The organism is Holospora elegans E1 (assembly GCF_000648275.1).
GTDB classification, from domain to species: Bacteria; Pseudomonadota; Alphaproteobacteria; order Holosporales; family Holosporaceae; genus Holospora; species Holospora undulata_A.
The window spans coordinates 1-16,746 of the sequence record NZ_BAUP01000043.1; the positions used below are offsets into that span (position 1 = coordinate 1).

17 protein-coding genes, 1 tRNA gene and 3 pseudogenes are annotated in these 16,746 nt (G+C 37.8%); 14 read left to right on the plus strand and 7 right to left on the minus strand.

Going from position 1 to position 16,746, the window contains the following annotated elements; translation table 11 throughout:
• The first annotated feature begins 469 nt into the window (after nt 1-469).
• The 3 genes from HE1_RS01155 (at nt 470) to HE1_RS01165 (ending at nt 1,828) form a co-directional block, all read left to right on the plus strand.
• Nucleotides 470-751, plus strand: coding sequence for a hypothetical protein (locus tag HE1_RS01155; protein WP_206537206.1), 282 nt, complete (start codon nt 470-472; stop codon nt 749-751).
• Between the two features lie 452 nt (nt 752-1,203).
• Nucleotides 1,204-1,278: transfer RNA gene (locus HE1_RS01160), tRNA-Glu, on the plus strand.
• Nucleotides 1,279-1,294: 16 nt separating this feature from the next.
• Nucleotides 1,295-1,828 (plus strand): cell cycle transcriptional regulator TrcR, encoded by a 534-nt coding sequence (locus HE1_RS01165; protein ID WP_035543801.1) that lies wholly within the window; start codon nt 1,295-1,297, stop codon nt 1,826-1,828.
• Between the two features lie 17 nt (nt 1,829-1,845).
• Here the strand turns inward: HE1_RS01165 and lpxK are convergent, their stop codons facing one another.
• The 4 genes from lpxK to HE1_RS01185 all read right to left on the minus strand — a co-directional run bounded on the left by lpxK (nt 1,846) and on the right by HE1_RS01185 (nt 7,820).
• Nucleotides 1,846-2,820, minus strand: coding sequence for a tetraacyldisaccharide 4'-kinase (gene lpxK, locus HE1_RS01170; protein ID WP_035543804.1), 975 nt, complete (start codon nt 2,818-2,820; stop codon nt 1,846-1,848).
• An 89-nt stretch (nt 2,821-2,909) separates the two neighbouring features.
• Nucleotides 2,910-5,141: an ATP-dependent helicase gene (locus tag HE1_RS01175; RefSeq protein WP_006295812.1), complete on the minus strand. Its 2,232-nt coding sequence runs from the start codon at nt 5,139-5,141 to the stop codon at nt 2,910-2,912.
• Between the two features lie 44 nt (nt 5,142-5,185).
• Entirely contained in the window at nt 5,186-7,129 is a 1,944-nt protein-coding gene (locus HE1_RS01180; protein ID WP_035543807.1) for an ATP-dependent helicase, read from the minus strand.
• A gap of 16 nt (nt 7,130-7,145) precedes the next feature.
• Nucleotides 7,146-7,820, minus strand: a complete 675-nt coding sequence (locus HE1_RS01185; RefSeq protein ID WP_023492441.1) for an alpha/beta hydrolase — start codon at nt 7,818-7,820, stop codon at nt 7,146-7,148.
• A gap of 403 nt (nt 7,821-8,223) precedes the next feature.
• Here HE1_RS01185 and HE1_RS01190 point away from each other — a divergent pair, with 403 nt between their 5' ends.
• From HE1_RS01190 to HE1_RS01215, 6 genes and pseudogenes are all read left to right on the plus strand, one after another.
• Nucleotides 8,224-10,068 (plus strand): malic enzyme-like NAD(P)-binding protein, encoded by a 1,845-nt coding sequence (locus HE1_RS01190; RefSeq protein ID WP_006295808.1) that lies wholly within the window; start codon nt 8,224-8,226, stop codon nt 10,066-10,068.
• Nucleotides 10,065-10,481 carry a magnesium transporter MgtE N-terminal domain-containing protein gene (locus HE1_RS01195; protein ID WP_035543809.1) on the plus strand — a complete coding sequence of 139 codons (417 nt, stop codon included), beginning with the start codon at nt 10,065-10,067 and terminating at the stop codon, nt 10,479-10,481. The genes HE1_RS01190 and HE1_RS01195 overlap by 4 nt, the downstream gene beginning before the upstream one ends.
• 38 nt (nt 10,482-10,519) lie before the next feature.
• Nucleotides 10,520-11,445 (plus strand): annotated as a pseudogene (locus HE1_RS01200) (magnesium transporter).
• Nucleotides 11,446-11,570: 125 nt separating this feature from the next.
• Nucleotides 11,571-11,792, plus strand: a complete 222-nt coding sequence (gene rpmI / locus HE1_RS01205; RefSeq protein WP_006295804.1) for a 50S ribosomal protein L35 — start codon at nt 11,571-11,573, stop codon at nt 11,790-11,792.
• 13 nt (nt 11,793-11,805) lie between these two features.
• A complete protein-coding gene (gene rplT / locus HE1_RS01210) occupies nt 11,806-12,207 on the plus strand; it encodes a 50S ribosomal protein L20 (protein ID WP_023492443.1) in 402 nt (133 codons plus the stop codon).
• A complete protein-coding gene (locus tag HE1_RS01215) occupies nt 12,192-12,446 on the plus strand; it encodes a GapR family DNA-binding domain-containing protein (protein WP_023492445.1) in 255 nt (84 codons plus the stop codon). Before rplT ends, HE1_RS01215 begins: the two co-directional genes overlap by 16 nt.
• Nucleotides 12,447-12,541: 95 nt before the next feature.
• Here the strand turns inward: HE1_RS01215 and HE1_RS01220 are convergent, their stop codons facing one another.
• On the minus strand, nt 12,542-13,189 hold the full coding sequence (locus HE1_RS01220) for an alpha/beta hydrolase (RefSeq protein ID WP_006295800.1): 648 nt from the start codon (nt 13,187-13,189) through the stop codon (nt 12,542-12,544).
• Between the two features lie 213 nt (nt 13,190-13,402).
• Here HE1_RS01220 and HE1_RS01225 point away from each other — a divergent pair, with 213 nt between their 5' ends.
• The 3 genes and pseudogenes from HE1_RS01225 (at nt 13,403) to HE1_RS01235 (ending at nt 15,501) form a co-directional block, all read left to right on the plus strand.
• Nucleotides 13,403-14,434, plus strand: a complete 1,032-nt coding sequence (locus HE1_RS01225; RefSeq protein ID WP_035543816.1) for an LptF/LptG family permease — start codon at nt 13,403-13,405, stop codon at nt 14,432-14,434.
• Between the two features lie 76 nt (nt 14,435-14,510).
• Nucleotides 14,511-14,930, plus strand: a pseudogene (locus HE1_RS01230) (hypothetical protein); the annotation flags it as partial.
• A gap of 136 nt (nt 14,931-15,066) precedes the next feature.
• Complete coding sequence (locus HE1_RS01235; protein ID WP_035543822.1) at nt 15,067-15,501, plus strand: hypothetical protein; 435 nt, start codon at nt 15,067-15,069, stop codon at nt 15,499-15,501.
• A 230-nt stretch (nt 15,502-15,731) separates the two neighbouring features.
• Here HE1_RS01235 and HE1_RS10200 read toward each other — a convergent pair whose 3' ends face one another.
• Nucleotides 15,732-15,836: a transposase gene (locus HE1_RS10200; protein ID WP_162480131.1), complete on the minus strand. Its 105-nt coding sequence runs from the start codon at nt 15,834-15,836 to the stop codon at nt 15,732-15,734.
• Between the two features lie 37 nt (nt 15,837-15,873).
• Nucleotides 15,874-16,038 carry a hypothetical protein gene (locus tag HE1_RS08605; RefSeq protein ID WP_162531153.1) on the minus strand — a complete coding sequence of 55 codons (165 nt, stop codon included), beginning with the start codon at nt 16,036-16,038 and terminating at the stop codon, nt 15,874-15,876.
• Here HE1_RS08605 and HE1_RS09255 point away from each other — a divergent pair.
• Nucleotides 16,025-16,183 carry a hypothetical protein gene (locus tag HE1_RS09255; protein WP_162832703.1) on the plus strand — a complete coding sequence of 53 codons (159 nt, stop codon included), beginning with the start codon at nt 16,025-16,027 and terminating at the stop codon, nt 16,181-16,183. The two genes, HE1_RS08605 and HE1_RS09255, sit on opposite strands and share 14 nt — an antisense overlap.
• A gap of 145 nt (nt 16,184-16,328) precedes the next feature.
• Nucleotides 16,329-16,746 (plus strand): annotated as a pseudogene (locus HE1_RS09535) (transposase family protein); the annotation flags it as partial.

The window sequence follows — 16,746 nt, forward strand, 5'->3', positions numbered from 1 at the left end:
CTTTGAATAGTAATTCTCCGGTGATTTTATTATTATATACATCGTAAAGTTTTCCTAGTCTCTCTAACCATATATCAATACATCATTATAAAATTAAAACTTTATACTCATAATATCTATCTCAACCACTTTCAACACTTATGGCCCATACTCCCCGCTTTTACCACAAAATTCTTGCCCAGGTCCTTCAAAAAGAGCTCAGCTCTAAAGAAGGCCCCCTCGTTAGCGCGAAAAGCGCAGATATCGCTTACTTTCTATACGTCGTGGACACGCCCATAATTTTTCATTTAAAAGCCAGCGGCACGGTACGCAAAGGCAGATCCAGCTAAGCAGGAAGTAGTTTATTCATTATTACGAGACGTTGATGACAATACCGCTGGAGGATAACCATCTTGTTTGGTGATGACGTGCGCCCCACCATGGCAAGAAAATCACCTGTGGGTGGATTCGCACAGGCACCCGCCTCTCATTGCCAATGCGTCATGCCTTGGATTTGACGAGCATGCGCCTGACGGTGGTGTCCTTAGAAACATTGAATAGCGCCACCATGAAGACGTTTTTTGATCAGATGAAAGACGCTTATTCAAAGGCGCCTAACATTCACCTAATCTTGGATCAAGGACCTTATAACACAAGCAAAGACACCAAAAAAGCAGCGAAAGAAATACAAGAATCTAAAGAGAGCGCCCCAACGCTTGCAAAAGACTATATTTTAAAGGTCAAGACGGTTCTAAAATGCAAGAAGACATAAGATGCTCTAAAAGATAAAATTGCTCTAAAAGATAAAATCTCCGAACTGAAACGTTCCAACCTTCATCGCTGCCTTAAACGAAATGGACTTAAAGTTCTTCCAAAAGATGAGGGAGAAGGGCTCCCTTCAAGAGAAGAAACATTTTAAGGGCTATTTTATTGGTTTTGTGCATATCGATTAACACAGGTGCGCACCAAAGGGGAAATGTTATCTTTGGTTGCAATGCGTGTTACAGAATACGTATCGTTGAAATATCAAACTTCCTTTGATATCTTTCTTAAAAAGTTTAAGCAAAATCCATCAAACTTTAATCACAATCCAAACCATATGGTGTTGGGACTGAAGAGGTACACGGCCCAATTTGTCTAATTGTTAAGTAACAAATCTTTTTATGAGCTCCGTTGTAAAAGGATTTGACTTTTTTCTGAAAGGTGATAGAATAATAAATAGTTGTCTCCATAGTCTAGCGGTTAGGACGCTGCCCTTTCAAGGCGGTAGCGCGGGTTCGATTCCCGCTGGAGATGCCATTTTACCAGGATAAAAATGCAAAAAATTTTAATGGCAAAAGCAGTTGCTTTATGGTTGATTGATAATACAAAACTTACCTTTCAACAAATTTCTGAATTTTGTCGAATGCATGAGCTTCAGATAGAAGCTTTGGCCAACGGCGAGGGGAACATCGCTTCTATGGATCCAGTTATGCTGGGGGACCTTACAAAAGAAGAAATTATTCGTTGTGAAGGAGATCCTAGTGCCGTATTGATGTTAAATCGAAAGGTGGGCACCTGTCAAAAGAAACGAAAAGCTTACGTAAGCTTGGCAAAACGAAAAGAAATTCGAAATGGAGTGTTGTGGCTAGCGCGGTTTTATCCAGACCTTAAAGACACCGATATTGTTAAATTTCTTCCCACCACCAAAAGCACCGTTCATGCTATTCGTTCTGGAATGTATTGGGATATCAAGAGTTTAACACCGAAAAATCCTGTTTTGATAGGTTTGTGTACACAGGAATCTTTAGAGCAGTTGATTGCCTTAAGTGAAGAGCGCAGCCCTTCTTATCATAAAAATTCAAAATAGGTATTTTGCAAAGCTCTTTATCCGCGATGAGTTAACATTTTTACTATTATGCGCTTTATTTCTAAAGGAAGGATTATAGATTGAAAGATTTGATGTGTGAGTGCTTTCATATTTGTGGATAATTTAACATAATCTTTTTGAGAAGTGACAAGTACAGCGTGATGTTTTTTTGCTAAATCTTGTAAAAAAAACTCATCTCTTGGTTTGTAAAAGTAATGGTCTGGAAAACTTCGACTCGCTTTAAGGTTTAATTTGCATTGTTGTATTGTTTCCCAAAATCGTTCTGGATCTCCTAGTCCGCAAAACCCCACTACGGGTGTGTTTTCCGGAAGTGGACATGTGGCAATACACTGGGCAAACCAGGAAGGAATAGAAAATTTCGAAAGGTATTCAGGAAGATTTTTTGGTTCTTTGCTGTATAAGCTTATAATTCCATGGGCGCGCTGAATTCCATTTTCTAAGGATTCTCGTAATGGTCCTGCAGGGAAAATCCAGGTGTTTCCAAACCACTGTTGAGTGTTGGTGGCAATTAAAGCAATGTCTTTGTGTAACTTAGGGTACTGATGACCGTCATCCCAAAGAATAACTGTATTGTTCTTGAAATCAAAAGTATTTTGTATATATTTTGCCCCTTCTAATATGTTTTTAGATACAAGTACAGGAAAATACTGTGCCATCATCCATGCTTCTTCCCCTACGGAATAGGGGGTGTCAGATGCGCTAACCCATAGTGGTCCTTTAGATCTTCCTTTATATCCTCGCGTTAAGATAATGCAAAAATACCCGGAATCTGACAACCACTGTGCTAAAGCTAAGGTACAGGGGGTTTTACCTGCCCCTCCAAGGGTTAGCCCCCCTATGCTGATGACGGGGGCTGTTATACGAAAAGGACTAAAAGGGGTGCGATTCCATTCGTACAAACACTGAGCAATTTGATATAAAGTGCTTACAGCCCGCACCCCCATTCCAGGGCTCTTTTTCCAAAACTCCAAATTTCAATACTCCTTAATTTTTTTTATTTTTATTCAACAAATTGAGTGTGTTATGAAAAAATATTTTTCAGGACCTAACTTATAAACGGTTAATTCGATTTGTTTTCTGAAAATGAAAGAAAACTATCCATAACACTTTTTGTTCCGTATTGTTTAAAGGTTAATCGTACTACACGATTATTATAAGATTCTACTATTCCCCAACCAAAAATGTGATGAAATAGCCGAACTCCTGGACGAATGGCTTCCTTTTCTGGAAAATTAGAGTCTTCTTTTTGGGAAAGTAAAATGGTTTTAATAGAGACATCTTTTTGGGTAGTGTCTTTTTGCTTAAAGGAAGGCGCATTGGATTTTTCTAAAGAAAGACGTAAATTGATCTCACAAGCAGGTAATTCTTGAATGAAACGAGAAGGAGATGACGGCATTTGCCCTTGTATTGTACGACGATTCCAAGCAAATGTAATGTGAACACGCTCCTTTGCTCGAGTTAAGGCAACATATGCCAATCTTCGCTCTTCTTCTAGGTCACGTTCACTTAAGCATCGAATGTGGGGGAATAGCTGTTCTTCCCACCCAACTAAAAATGTCTCATCAAATTCTAATCCTTTTGCAGCGTGCAACGTTAGTATTGATACGCTGTCTTGAGAGGAGCGCGCACGCAGTTCTAAAAGTAAACTCACATGATCTAGAAAATCTTCTAAATTTTGAAAATTTTCTAAAGCTTTTAAAAATTCTTTAACGTTTTCTTGACGAGAAATCCCATCGTTTCCTTGGTTTAATAGATGAGACTCATAGCCAGATTCCTGGAAAACTCGTGCTGCCAATTGCTCTAAGCTTCCTTGATGTTGGCGCCATTGCTGTACTTGATGCAAAAGAATGGAAAGGGAGGGAGACATTTTTTCTTCTTGACACAACCAACGTCCCGCTTCTTCTAAAGAATATTCTTTTTCTTTGGCTTTTAAATAAATTTTCCCCAAAGCTCCTGGGCCAATGCCTCGTCTTGGTGTGTTGATAACTCGTTCAAATGCAAGGCCATCGCTGGGGTTGTGAATCCAGCGGAGATATCCAAGCATGTCTCTAATTTCTTGGCGCTCATAAAAATTAATTGACCCTACTACTTGATAGGGAATATGTTCTACCAGAAAGCGTTCCTCAAATTCTCTACTTTGAGCGCTGGTGCGCATTAATATAGCCATGGAAGAATAGGGGTGCCCCTTTTGGTAGGACTGAACGATTTTTTTTATCACGTAAGCAGCTTCTTCTTTAGAATCCCATAGTCCTTGGACTTCGATTTTTTCTCCTCCTTCCCGTTGTGTGCGAAGAATTTTTCCGTGTCTTAGGCGATTGTTTCCAATGAGTTGACTTGCTCCAGACAAAATAGAAGGGGATGATCGATAATTCTCTTCTAAGGGAATGATATAAGCTCCAGGAAAATCTTCTTGAAACCTTAAAATATTTTCAATACTGGCGCCGCGCCACCCATAGATGGACTGATCTTCGTCCCCCACACAAAATAATCCTTCTGTTTGTGCTGCAAGAAGTTTTAGCCAAGAATACTGAAGTCCGTTAATGTCTTGATACTCATCTACTAAAATGTGTCTAAAATATCGTTGCCACTTAGATAAAATAGTTTCGTTCGTTTTTAGCATGTGATAACTTAAAAGCAACAAATCGTCAAAATCTACACTGTTGGTTAATTCTAGTTCTTGTTGATACTGATGATAAAGCGTTAAGATAACTTCGTCGCAAGGTAAAGAAACTTGTTCTGGAAGCCAAGTTTGGCATTTCCATTGACTAATTTGTTGAAGAACGTTTTGACAAGTGTATTGTCGTTTAGCTTTCATGGATTTTAAAAGCTTTGCCATAACACGCCCTTGGTCTTTCGTGTCTAGAACAGAAAATCCCGGCTTTCGTCCCATAAGCTCTGGAGCGCTCTTAAGTAACCTTAACGCTAAACTATGAAAAGTTCCAATCCATAGACTTTTCGTTTGAATAGACATAAGCTGTTCTAGGCGTCCCTTCATTTCTTGGGCTGCGCGATTTGTAAAGGTAACTGCCATAATATTGGATAAGGGGATTTTACGCTTTTGCACTAAATAAGTGTAACGCAATGTTAGTACTCTAGTTTTTCCTGTTCCTGCCCCTGCAGAGATTAAAACTTTTCCTTCTGCTTGAACTGCAGATTTTTGTGCCTCATTGAGTGTTTCAAAAATTCTGGAAAACTCATCAGGTTCCAAATTTTTTAAGGTTTGATTCCTAACTTCAGAATTTTCTGATTTTAGAGTTTCTGATTTTAGTTCAGGGGAAGATTCTTTATTCACAAAGCCACTCCTTTAATAATGTGCTTAACGCGATTTTTTGCTTTTTATTTACGAATAAAATGGATAATACGAGACATGATCCAGAAAAAAAACTCTTTAACGTTTGATTTTTTTGTTGCACTGGCGGGAAGTTCCTTAATAAAACGTGAGGGAAAAGAAAGCGCAAGCTTCTTTAATTTGGGGCGATTCCAACAAAACGTGATGTGAGCGCACACTCGTGCTCGTGTTAAGGCAACATATGCCAGACGACGCTCTTCTTCTAAATTGTTTTCATCTAAACACTGAACATAAGGAAAAAGACGTTCTTCCCACCCTACTAAAAACGTTTCATCAAATTCTAATCCTTTTGCAGTGTGGAATGTTAACATAAAAACCGCCTCTTGAGAAGGCTGAATGTGTAATTTTGTAAATAAATTTACGTGATCTAAGTATTCTTTTAAGGTTTTGAATTTTTGTAATTCTTGTAAAAACGTTTTAAAATTTTCTTGAATAGATATATTCTTATTTCCTTGGTTAAGAAAAAAATCCTCATACCCAGATTCTTGAAAGATTTGCAGTATTAGCTGTGTCAAAGATCCTTCATGTTTCCTCCACTGATTAACCTGGTACAGTAAAGATTTTAAGGGGTGGGGTGCTTTAGGTTCTTTGCATAACAGTCGTGCTGTTTTTTCCCATGGGTGATGGTGATTTTTTGCGGCAGACGAAATTTTTTCTACCGTGCGTTTTCCAATGCCTCTTTGGTGAGTGTTAACAACGTGACAGAATGCTTCATCGTCATTTGGGTTATGTATCCAGCGCAAGTACATTAACATATCTTTAATCTCTTGCTGCTCATACAAGTGCACAGAATCCATAGTTTGATAAGGGATCTTTTTTTTTAAAAAAAATTTTTCAAATTCTTGACTTTGGATGTTGGTTCGCATTAAAACAGCCATACGAGAGTAAGAAAGCCCTTTTTTATGAGCGCAGAGAATTTTTTTCGTTACATAGTCTGCTTCTTTTTCTGGATTCCATACCCCACGTATTTCTATTTTTTTACCTCCTTTTTTCTGGGATCTTAACGTTTTTTTATTTCGCAAACGATTGTTTGCGATAAGCGTATTGGCTCCTGATAAGATTGCGTAAGAAGATCGGTAATTTTCTTCCAAAGGAATGATGTGAGCTCCGGGAAAATCTTCCTGAAAACGTAAAATATTTTTAATGTTGGCTCCTCGCCAGCCATAAATAGACTGGTCTTCGTCACCAACACAAAATAGGCCATCTGCTTGATGAGCAAACAGTTTAAGCCACGCGTGTTCTAGTGGATTGATATCTTGATACTCATCTACTAAAATATGTCTAAACTCTTTTTGCCACTGCGATAAAAGAGCCTTGTTTTCTTGAAGCATGTGGTAACTTAGTAAAAGCAAATCGTCAAAATCTACTCTGTTGGTAATTTCAAGTTCTTGTTGATATTGATAATATTGGGGTAAATAAACAATATTTTCGGTGGCGGGAACATGATGTGGAAGCCAAGTTTGACGTTTCCATCGATGAATATGTTGTAATATGGTTTCGTGTACATTTTCTTGAGAAGGAAAAATCTTGGCCATAATTTGTTTTTGATCTTTTGTGCTCAAAACAGAAAATCTCTTCGTGCGCTTTATGTGTTCTGGAGTGTGTTTTAACAAGCGCAACGCCAAACTGTGAAAAGTGTCAATCCATAGATCTTTTGTCTTGATGGGCATAAGCGCTTCAAGACGTTTTTTTACGCCTTGAGCAGCAAAACGAGTAAAAGTTAATACCATAATGCTAGAAAGAGAAACACCAAGCACTTGTGCTAAATAAGCATAGCGTAAAACCAAAACCCAAGTTTTTCCTGTTCCTGCCCCTGCGGAAACTAGCACTTTCCCTTTTGCTTTTACCGCAGATTTTTGTGCTGCGTTAATAGGGGGAATGCTTAGAAAAAAATCTTCCGTTTTAAGATCTAAAGGAGATACGGTGCTCACAACAAGAACGTGTCATTTATAAACCGATACCTTGAACAGACTCTCGAGAGAAAGAGGGTTCTAGAGACTCCATTTCTTTTTCGATATAGTTGCTGATAATGTCTTCTAGATCTCGAAGATGCGTTGAGAATTTTTCATCTCCATCTGGAATTAATTTCAAATTTATTTTTTGTCCTCGCTTTTGTGCTGACAGCTGATACGCAAGACGTACAACTAAATCACAAGGGGTGACCGTATCTTCTGTGCCATGAACGATTAATCCAGGGTGAGGACAAGGAGCCAAAAAGTCAAACGGATAGAGGTTTGGGCGCAGCGCAACTCCCACAAAACGTTCGCATTCTGGGCGTCGCATCAAAATTTGCATCCCAATCCAAGCGCCAAAAGAATATCCAGCAACCCAGTACCGTGCTTTTGGAAAATATCTGTCGGAAAGCCAATTTAAGCACGCTTCTGCATCGGAAATTTCTCCTTCTCCATTACTAAATGTACCAGTGGATTTTCCTGTTCCACGATAATTAAACCTTAATACGTCGAATTTGCATCGAACAAAGCTTCGGTAAATTGTGAACATGACACTGTGGTCCAATAATCCTTCCCACTTAGGATGGGGGGATGCTAGCAATACTACATTAGAGGACTGCTTAGTTGTATGATAAATTGCTTCTATTTTTCCTTGCGGACCCGGAATCATGAACGTTTGACGACATTTCTACAAATAATTAATGCTTGATCTAATATATTGCATTTTTTTTTACTTTTGTCAATTTATGTTTTTGTTTTTATGAAAAATATCATTTTAATATTTTTTTATTTTATATCCTTTATTGGCAATGCTACTTTGGTTTGAACATTGAATCGATAAATATTTATACCCTGTACTCTTTGTTCAAATTGGAATTAATTTTTAAATACTAAATGTTGATTGTTTGTAGAAAACGGATGTAATATTTAATACGAAAATAGTTTTTAAGGTTTTTAAACTTTTTAAAAAAATTAAATGTTGTTTCTGTTAAAACTTCTGAACAATCACCCTTGAAACTCTGCGCGTTAAAAACTAAAATCAGTAACAAATATAAAGGTAACGAGAATAAGCCGTGAGATTTAAACTTCCCTCTTTGCACTATCATGCGCATCCAAAAGCAGGAAAATGGGAAATGATCCCCTCTAAACCTTTAAAAGGGTGGCAAGATTTTGCTCTTGCATACAATCCTGGAGTGGCTTTTGCTTGTGAAGAAATCATTAACGATCCTCAAAGTGCCTATGAATTAACTAACAAGGGGCATTTGGTTGCTGTTATTACGAATGGAACAGCGGTGTTAGGAATGGGGGATATAGGGCCTCTTGCGGCAAAACCCGTGATGGAAGGAAAATCAGTTTTAATCAAATATTTTTCTGGTTTGGACAGCATCGATTTAGAAATTTCAGAAAAAGACCCTCACAAACTGGTTGAACATATTGTAGCGTTGGCGCCTTCTTTTGGAGCCATTAATCTGGAAGACATCAAAGCTCCAGAGTGTTTTATTGTGGAACACGCGTTAAGAGAACGATTAAATATTCCTGTTTTTCACGACGATCAGCACGGTACAGCCATTGTGGTATGCGCTGCTATACTAAACGGGTTATACTTAAAAAAACTTCCCATTGAAGAAGCCATAGTGGTGGTTAATGGTGCAGGGGCTGGGGCGTTGGCCTGCTTAGGGCTTTTACATCAGTTTGGGGTAAAGAAAGAAAACATATGGCTTTGCGATCAAAATGGTATAGTGCACACAAAAAGAGACAACGTCACAGTCTATAAGGCGCCTTATGCGCGTGATACGCTGCATCGCACTTTGGAGCAGGCATTAAAAGGTGCTGACGTATTTTTGGGGCTTTCAAAAGGACGTCTTCTTACAAAAGAAATGATCGCTGGAATGAATTCTCGTCCTTTGATTTTTGCTTTGGCAAACCCAGTGCCAGAAATTTTACCCGAAGAAGTTTACGAGGTTCATCCTGATGCATTGGTAAGCACAGGAAGGTCAGATTACCCAAATCAAATCAATAATATTTTGTGCTTTCCCTATATATTTAGAGGGGCATTAGAGGTGCGTTCGTCTTGTATCACAGAAGAAATGAAGCGTGCTTGCGTTCAAGAACTTCAACGTATTGCTCAAGAAGGAGAATGGGGGTCTTGTGGTGCCTATGAAGGAACTTTACATCCTTTTGGGACAGAATATTTTATTCCAAAGGCCTTTGACCCAAGATTAAGAGCTCGCCTGCCTATAGCAATTGCAAAAGCAGCGATTAATGCTGGGGTTTCTCTTTTGGGGGAAGAGCAATTACCAGAAATTGAAAGAGAGCTTATCTTAGAAGCGTATGAGTCGCTTCCAACTTTTTGTCGCCTTTGCCTTATTCAAAGCGTTGAAAAGAAATCTTTTTTAAGACCCTCTTTAATTTTTAGTTACGCCTTAGATGCTCAAGATTGCTGGAGCGCTTTTAAAGGAGCGCTTTTAGCTGTGCAAGGTCACCATCTTTGTTCTTTTCAAGTAGTTCATCCAAAGGGAAGCGCCCATGTAAATGATACGCACTTTCCTCAGCACTCGTGGGGGGGGGCGTTACCAAAGACTGCGCACCTTTATGGATTTTCTTGTTTGCCTTCAAACGTTACTGTTAGTCTAAACAGTCAGGCAAGTAACAATAAAAATTCATTATTCCTTTTAGAAGAACCAGATCAAAAGACAAAACTTTATATTACCCGCCTTGTAAAAAAAAATTCTGCACTTCACCAGGCTGTGTGTGTATTAAAAGATGACGATTCTTCAAAAATGACATGGGAAGTTTCTGAAAAGTTTAATCTTCCTTCTGGTCTTTATATTCAAGATGAAACACTTTATATACCAAAAACTACATCACTTCGTGATATGATAGAATCAGCAGCCTTGGTGATAGGGACGCATTTATGAGCGTGAGATCTAAAGGATTAGATTTTTCTGAAGGAAGATTGGTTCAAGTCTTATCCAATAAAATAGCCTCACTTCAAATTCTCTTAGAGAATTCTGAAAATGGCCAGGCACTGACTCAGCTGATTAAAGGATTGTATCCCAGTGAAATTGCTTATTTGCTTCAACACTTAGAAGAAGAACAGCGCCGCAAATGCGTATTGTGGATGAAGTCTCAATTCGATGCAGAAATTTTACTATTTTTATCTCCCTCTTTACGAAAAGAAGTGGTGGATTTATTCGACATTTCTGAGCTCAGCCGAATATTAATGCATTTGGAAAGTGACGATGTGTTAAGTATTTTAAGAGACTTGGATGCGATTCACTATCAAAAAGCTTTAAATGATTTTCCTCCAGAAAAATCTCGTTTTTTTTAGAGCGGTTGCGCTACCCTCAGTGCACTGCCAGTTCTTTGATGCAAAGCGAAGTTTTGATTTTCCCCGATCACTGGAAAGTGATTCAAGCGCTAGAACATATGAGGTCTTATCATACCCCCAGGTTTTATGATGTGTTTGTGGTGGATGATGAGCGGCGCTTTTTGGGATCAATAGAGCTTTCAACTTTCGTTAAATGCCAAGAAGAAGATCTTTTGTCTGAGGTTATGACCAGAAGTGTTCATGCTATTCCCATGGATTGGCGTCAAGATGAGATTACTTTTATGTTTCGTTTGTATGAGCTAATTTCCGCTCCAGTTATTGATAAAGATGCCAGAATTATTGGGGTAATAACCGTAGACGATGTGATGCGTGTGATTGAAGATAAAGTAGCAGAAGACTTTATGCACCTTGGGGGCATTCATGCCTCAGATTTTCATAAAACTGTCAGCAAAACAAGCTTGGGACGGTTAAATTGGTTGTTGATTACAGTGATAGATGCTGTTTTGACTTCTTTGGTGATTCATTTTTTCGAAAAGGTTTTGCATTTCAAACAAGGGTTAATTGTGTTAATGCCCATTGCAGCAGCCATGGGGGGGAACAGTGGTATTCAAGCTGCAACTGTAGCCATTCGCGCCTTGGCAACAAAGGAACTGAATACGTTAAATTCTGTACGGTTTTTGTGGAAAGAGGTAAGCGTTTCTTGTTTTAATGGGTCATTGTTAGGGGTTGGGTTAGGGGGACTGGCATTTTTGTGGTTTAAAGATATTCGTGTTGCTTTGGTTTTGGGGGGGCGGTATTGTTTAATATGTTATGGGCAGGTATAGCAGGAACGTTGTTTCCAATGATTATTGCGCGCCTTTCTGGAGACCCAGCTCTGAGCTCTGGCCCTTTATTAACCACAACAACCGATGTGTTTGGGTATGGATTGTTTTTGGGGTTATCTTATTTTATTTTCAAATTTTAAACTATCCTTCTTTTACAATAGCATAAAAACCATTTATTAAAATTATTTCGTTAAATTTTTATTCTAAGGACAAAAATATCTTGAAAATTGATAAAATCTAACTATACTCTAAGAATGTGGGATAAATGGGGGAAAGTACGTTGACAAAAATGAAAACTCATAGTGGCGCTAAAAAACGTTTTAGACTGACAGCCAGCGGAAAGGTAAGAAGGGGGCATGCTATGAAGCGCCACAATATGCGCAAAAGGCCTACGGATATGAAACGAGATGCTAGAGGCATGTGCATTATGGATGCTTGCGATGCAAAAGTTATAAAGAAGAGTTTTTTGCCTTATGGGCTTGATTAGGAAGAGGTAAATTATGACCAGAGTGAAAAGAGGTGTGACTGCACGGGCGCGCCATAAGAAAATTATAAAAATGGCAAAAGGGTACAGGGGACGTTCTGGCTCTTGCTTTCGTATTGCACTTCAACGTGTAGAAAAAGCTTTGCAATATATGTACCGAGACAGAAGATGCAAAAAGAGAGATTTTAGGGCATTGTGGATTCAAAGAATCAATGCGGCAGTACGTCATCACGGGATAGTTTATAGTGATTTTATGCACGGATTGAGCTTATTACAAAAAGAAGCAGGGGAAGTGTTAAATCGGAAGATATTATCGGATATGGCTGTTCATTCTCCAGAAACTCTTTCGGCGTTAATTGAGCGAGTAAAAGCTGTTATTCCTGGACATCGGTGCGTTAAGGGATGGACGGAGTTATGATCGAGGTTAGCGGTAAAAAGCTTAAACAATATATTGAAGAATTAGAGCAACTTGAAGAGAGGCGGATTCAAGTTGTTGAAGAAACAAAAGAGGTTCTTGCAGACGCTAAAGGAGAAGGTTTTGATATAAAAATTATCAAAAAAGTGCTTCAAATTCGTCGAATGAAGCCGGAAAAATTTTCAGAACAAGAAGCTCTTTTACAAACTTATATCGATGCTCTTTTAGAGGAAACAAGTTAAGGGGGCAGTTTGTTCGACTTTTTGGTGCTCCTGGTAGATTTTTTTATCCTTCTAAAAATCTACCAATTTTTCATATTTTGTTTAATTTAATAAGGTTAAGAAAAATTTCGGCTGCTTAAAAATGCTAATGCATGGTCTAGCGCATCAATCGAAATATTGTGAGCTGCGTTTGGGTCGATCCATTGTTCTACGGAAAGCCGATTGTTGAACAAATCTTTATAGGTTAGATGCATTGCTTCCAAAGGAACAACATCGTCTTTTTTTCCATGATATAACCAAAAGTCTGGAAAATACACAGGGACAGTCCTAATTCTGTAAAACCCTGAAAATCCTAATACCAAAGCGCAAGGCATGTGAAATAACCCCAAATGACAAGCAAGTGCAGCACCTTGGGAAAACCCTGCAAGAATTAACGGAAGTGGATCTTCAATCAAAAACTGAAAGCGTTTAGAGACATTTCTTGCTGATCGTTCAATAGCATACTGTAAGGTAGAAGAATATCCTTGTGTATCAATCAAATCTTTTGAATGAAAAGCTGACAAGGAAAACCACTGGCGACCTTTACCTTCAAGATGACCTTCAAAGGGCTCATGACCGTCAGGAACTATAATAGTTATATTTGGATTTTTTTTTTGAAAATATTCTGCGCACTGAGTTAAATTTTCTCCGTTAGCTCCATATCCGTGAAAAAAAACAAGGCGCGCTTTTTCTGTTTGAGGGGCCTGAAAAACAAGATCATTCATAGAACTTAAAGCCTTTAATTTTTGGAAACCTCCCTTATATGAATTCATGATACTTAAAAGATCTAAGAGATCAAGAGCCTTAAAATTTTTTACTTTAACTATATTTTTATTACATCCTTTGCTTTATGCAAAATAAGCAGTACTCTAGAGCGTAAAAATTTGTTATTATGTACGAAGAAGGTAAAATTTGTATTTATTAAAAAGGTTGAATGATTGAAACGCTTTCAAAAGTATATTTTTCGCGCTTTATTTAAGTATACGCTTCTTTTTTTTCTTGGCTTGAATGCGCTTACATGGTTTGTTCAATTTTTTAGAATCAGTAAGGGGATTTCTGGAAGAGGTGCATCTTTATCAAACGTTGCTGTATTATCTATAATAAGCCTAGTGCCGATGATGTACTACACTTTGCCTATGGCGCTAATTTTGGCTTGCGTGTACCGATACACATACTTTGTTCAAGACAGAGAAAGAGACATCTTATACAGCGCAGGAATCGGGCCATGGAGCTTGGCTTGGCCTAGTGTAAAACTGGCCCTTTATTTTATAGTCTTTCTATATAGCGTAGGATTTTTTTGGGGGCAAAAAGTTGCACGGTACGTTCAAATTGAAGAAATGAAACTAAGGCAGGTTATGCCGCATCATTGGCTTACTCCGGGAGTATTTTTTTCTATAGGGGATGCAACACTTTATATTCATAACAAAAAAGTTGATGGAATACTGGAAGGAGTTTTGTTGCATGAACCAAAACCGAAACGTACCATTGTCTTTTCTGGAAAATATGGAAGTATTAATCAAGATAATCAGGATCTTATTTTCACTCTTTATCAAGGAACATGCCATGTTTTTATGCATAACAGTCGAAAAGCACCTTACGTGATGTCTTTTAAAACGTATATTGTGAGGATACCTCATCATAAAAAAATTTCTTTGCCTTCCCCAAAACCCCAGGGAGTGGAATTTGTTGAGCTTTTAAAACATGTTCAAGATGGTGATGCCAAGATGCCTTGGGTTCGGGAATTGTATACGCGATGCTTTTCTCCTTTATGGATGATTCCCAATGTTTTATGGATTGCATGGATAGTTCTTTCTGGTCAAAGTATCAATATAAAATCTTACTACAGATATGGAATTCTTTTTTTAGGATTGATTATTTTTCAAGCTATTCCTTTGGGGGCGGTTTATGTTTGGCACTTCTGGGGGCGTGTGCGCAGATTTTTTGGTTTATTCCCGGAATTTTATGGATAAGATTAATGCTTCAAAATCGCACAGGAGTGGCGCGTGTTTCCGATAACTTTTAGGTATAATATAAAAAAATTTTTTAAAATCTTTTGGATTCGTTCTTTTATTTTTTTGTTTTTTCTTTGTCGTTGAATTGATTTTTATAAAAAAAAATCTTAGTGTTCAAACCAGCGTTATGGAACAGTACGAGTACTTATTTTTAAAAGTGTTGATATTGATTAACAAACTTTTTCCTTTTATCATATTTATTTCTGCAATATTATGGATATTAAGACTGAAAAAATTGCGTACTTGGTCTATTTTTCAGTGTGCTGGGGGGTCTGTTATTCAAATTTTAAAAGGGCCTACTTTTGCAGTGATTTTCATAAGTTTATTTGAATTACTCTATTGGGGACCTTGGTGCCATAATATGATGGAAAAAGCTTGGAATATTCAAAAAAAGAAATTTATTGGGTACAACCTCAATCGCGATGGAAATTTATTCATTTACCCAACAACGTAAGTTGTATCTTACATATTCCTGATGCGCACATGGAACTGTTTTTTTTTAATAAAGACTTTACTTTACAAAAGTATTTGTATGCAAAAAAAAATTTTTTGTACATCCAGGAAAGTTAAGGCTTCAGCAGGTTTGGTCGATGCCTATAGGCAAACATCCAAAGCTTTTACCTTCTTTAATCTTAGATTTTCCTTTTCTATCTTACCAAAGCCAAGGGAAACATCCGTTTCTTATGTCTTTCTTGGAACTAAATACTCTTTCTCATAACGTGTTTTTATCCCAAACAATTTTATTAAGACGACATTATTTTTTATCTAATACTGTATGGTTTTGTTTACTTCTTCCTTTTGCTTCTGCTGTACTGGGTGGATATCAGCGCTCTATATACAAATATATATCAAGAATTTTTTTTGGAACTGTAATGTGTTTTTTGCTGTTTTTATTTAAGGAATGGAGCTGCATGATAAGCTATGCCATGACAGGACACTTCCTAAGCTATTGTATCACCTGGTTTGTTCCTTTGGTAACTGCTTTGCTTACTCTATCTTTATGGATTTCAAAGGCGGAATTGTAAGAACCTGTCTTCACAGTTAAGCCAACCGACGAATTAGTAGCATTGAATGGGGGATTATAACTTTGTATTTCTTCGGTTGAACGCCTATTTCATAATCGGCCAATCGCCCAAAATGTATCTCTACCCCCTATCTTTTCGCTAAAATTGCCTAGCTCGGCGTAATATAGTAATTTAGGTTAAATCGGACATTTTAAAGAACCGCGAAATAGCATCAAATAGAGCATTGAAATTTAGTATATTGTCCCCCTCTTCATATTAGCCCAGAATTTCTCTTTTGGATTCAAATCACAAGAGTAAGGAGGTATAAAAATTATACTGCATTTTACAGATTCTATTTATTCTCTACCTCTCTTGGATTTATGAAAATAGGCATTATCCATAATAACACCTTGACCAGGCTTTAGTTCCTTGATCAAAAATTTTTCTCCCAAGTCCGTTAAACCTCATTGGTGCTATCAGCGTGTTATTAACCAAACCGGCAATACTATATACCAAATCACACTGAAAGTGTTGGACTAATGCGTTGAAAGTAGTCATTGACACAGACAAGATCCATGGCGATGTTGTCCCAGGTTTGGTCGAAAAAATGCAGCATACTCTTACAAAACTCTTTGGCAGAGACGAAAAATCGATTATTTCGCACATGTTCATTCTTCGATGGGGTCAGGTTGGGGGGCTATAAGGGGGCAAATAATGCACCTCAATCCCCCTTTCTTTTGCTGCTTTTTGGGTATCTTTGCTTGTAGAGGCCTTGATCCAAGATCAGGTGAATGTTAGGCGCCTTTGGAAAGCGTCTTTCAGCGGATCAAAAAAGTTGCATTCAAGAGGATGAAGTATTATATAGCTTACAAGAAACTATTCCACATTTAAGCCAATCAAGTCTTCATCGTTGCTTAAGGCGTCATGGCGGCTCTGTATTGCCTAAAAAAGAACTATCTATTTCTGCTGATAAAAAGAAATTCAAGCACTATCCTAGTGGTTATTTTCATATGGATATTGCAGGAGTAAGGACAGCTGAAGGTAAGCTATATTTGTAGGATAATAAAATAGAACATCAAAGTTTGCATATACAGAGCTTCTAAAAGTCAGACTAAAATGAGTACTGCAGCGGTTTTGCACAACCTTATTAATGCTGTACCTTATAAAATACACAAAGTCCTTACAGATAACAGAATTCAATTCACCACCCATGATCATCATAAACATGCATTCACTCATATCTTTGAGCGTGTTTGTAATGAGAAT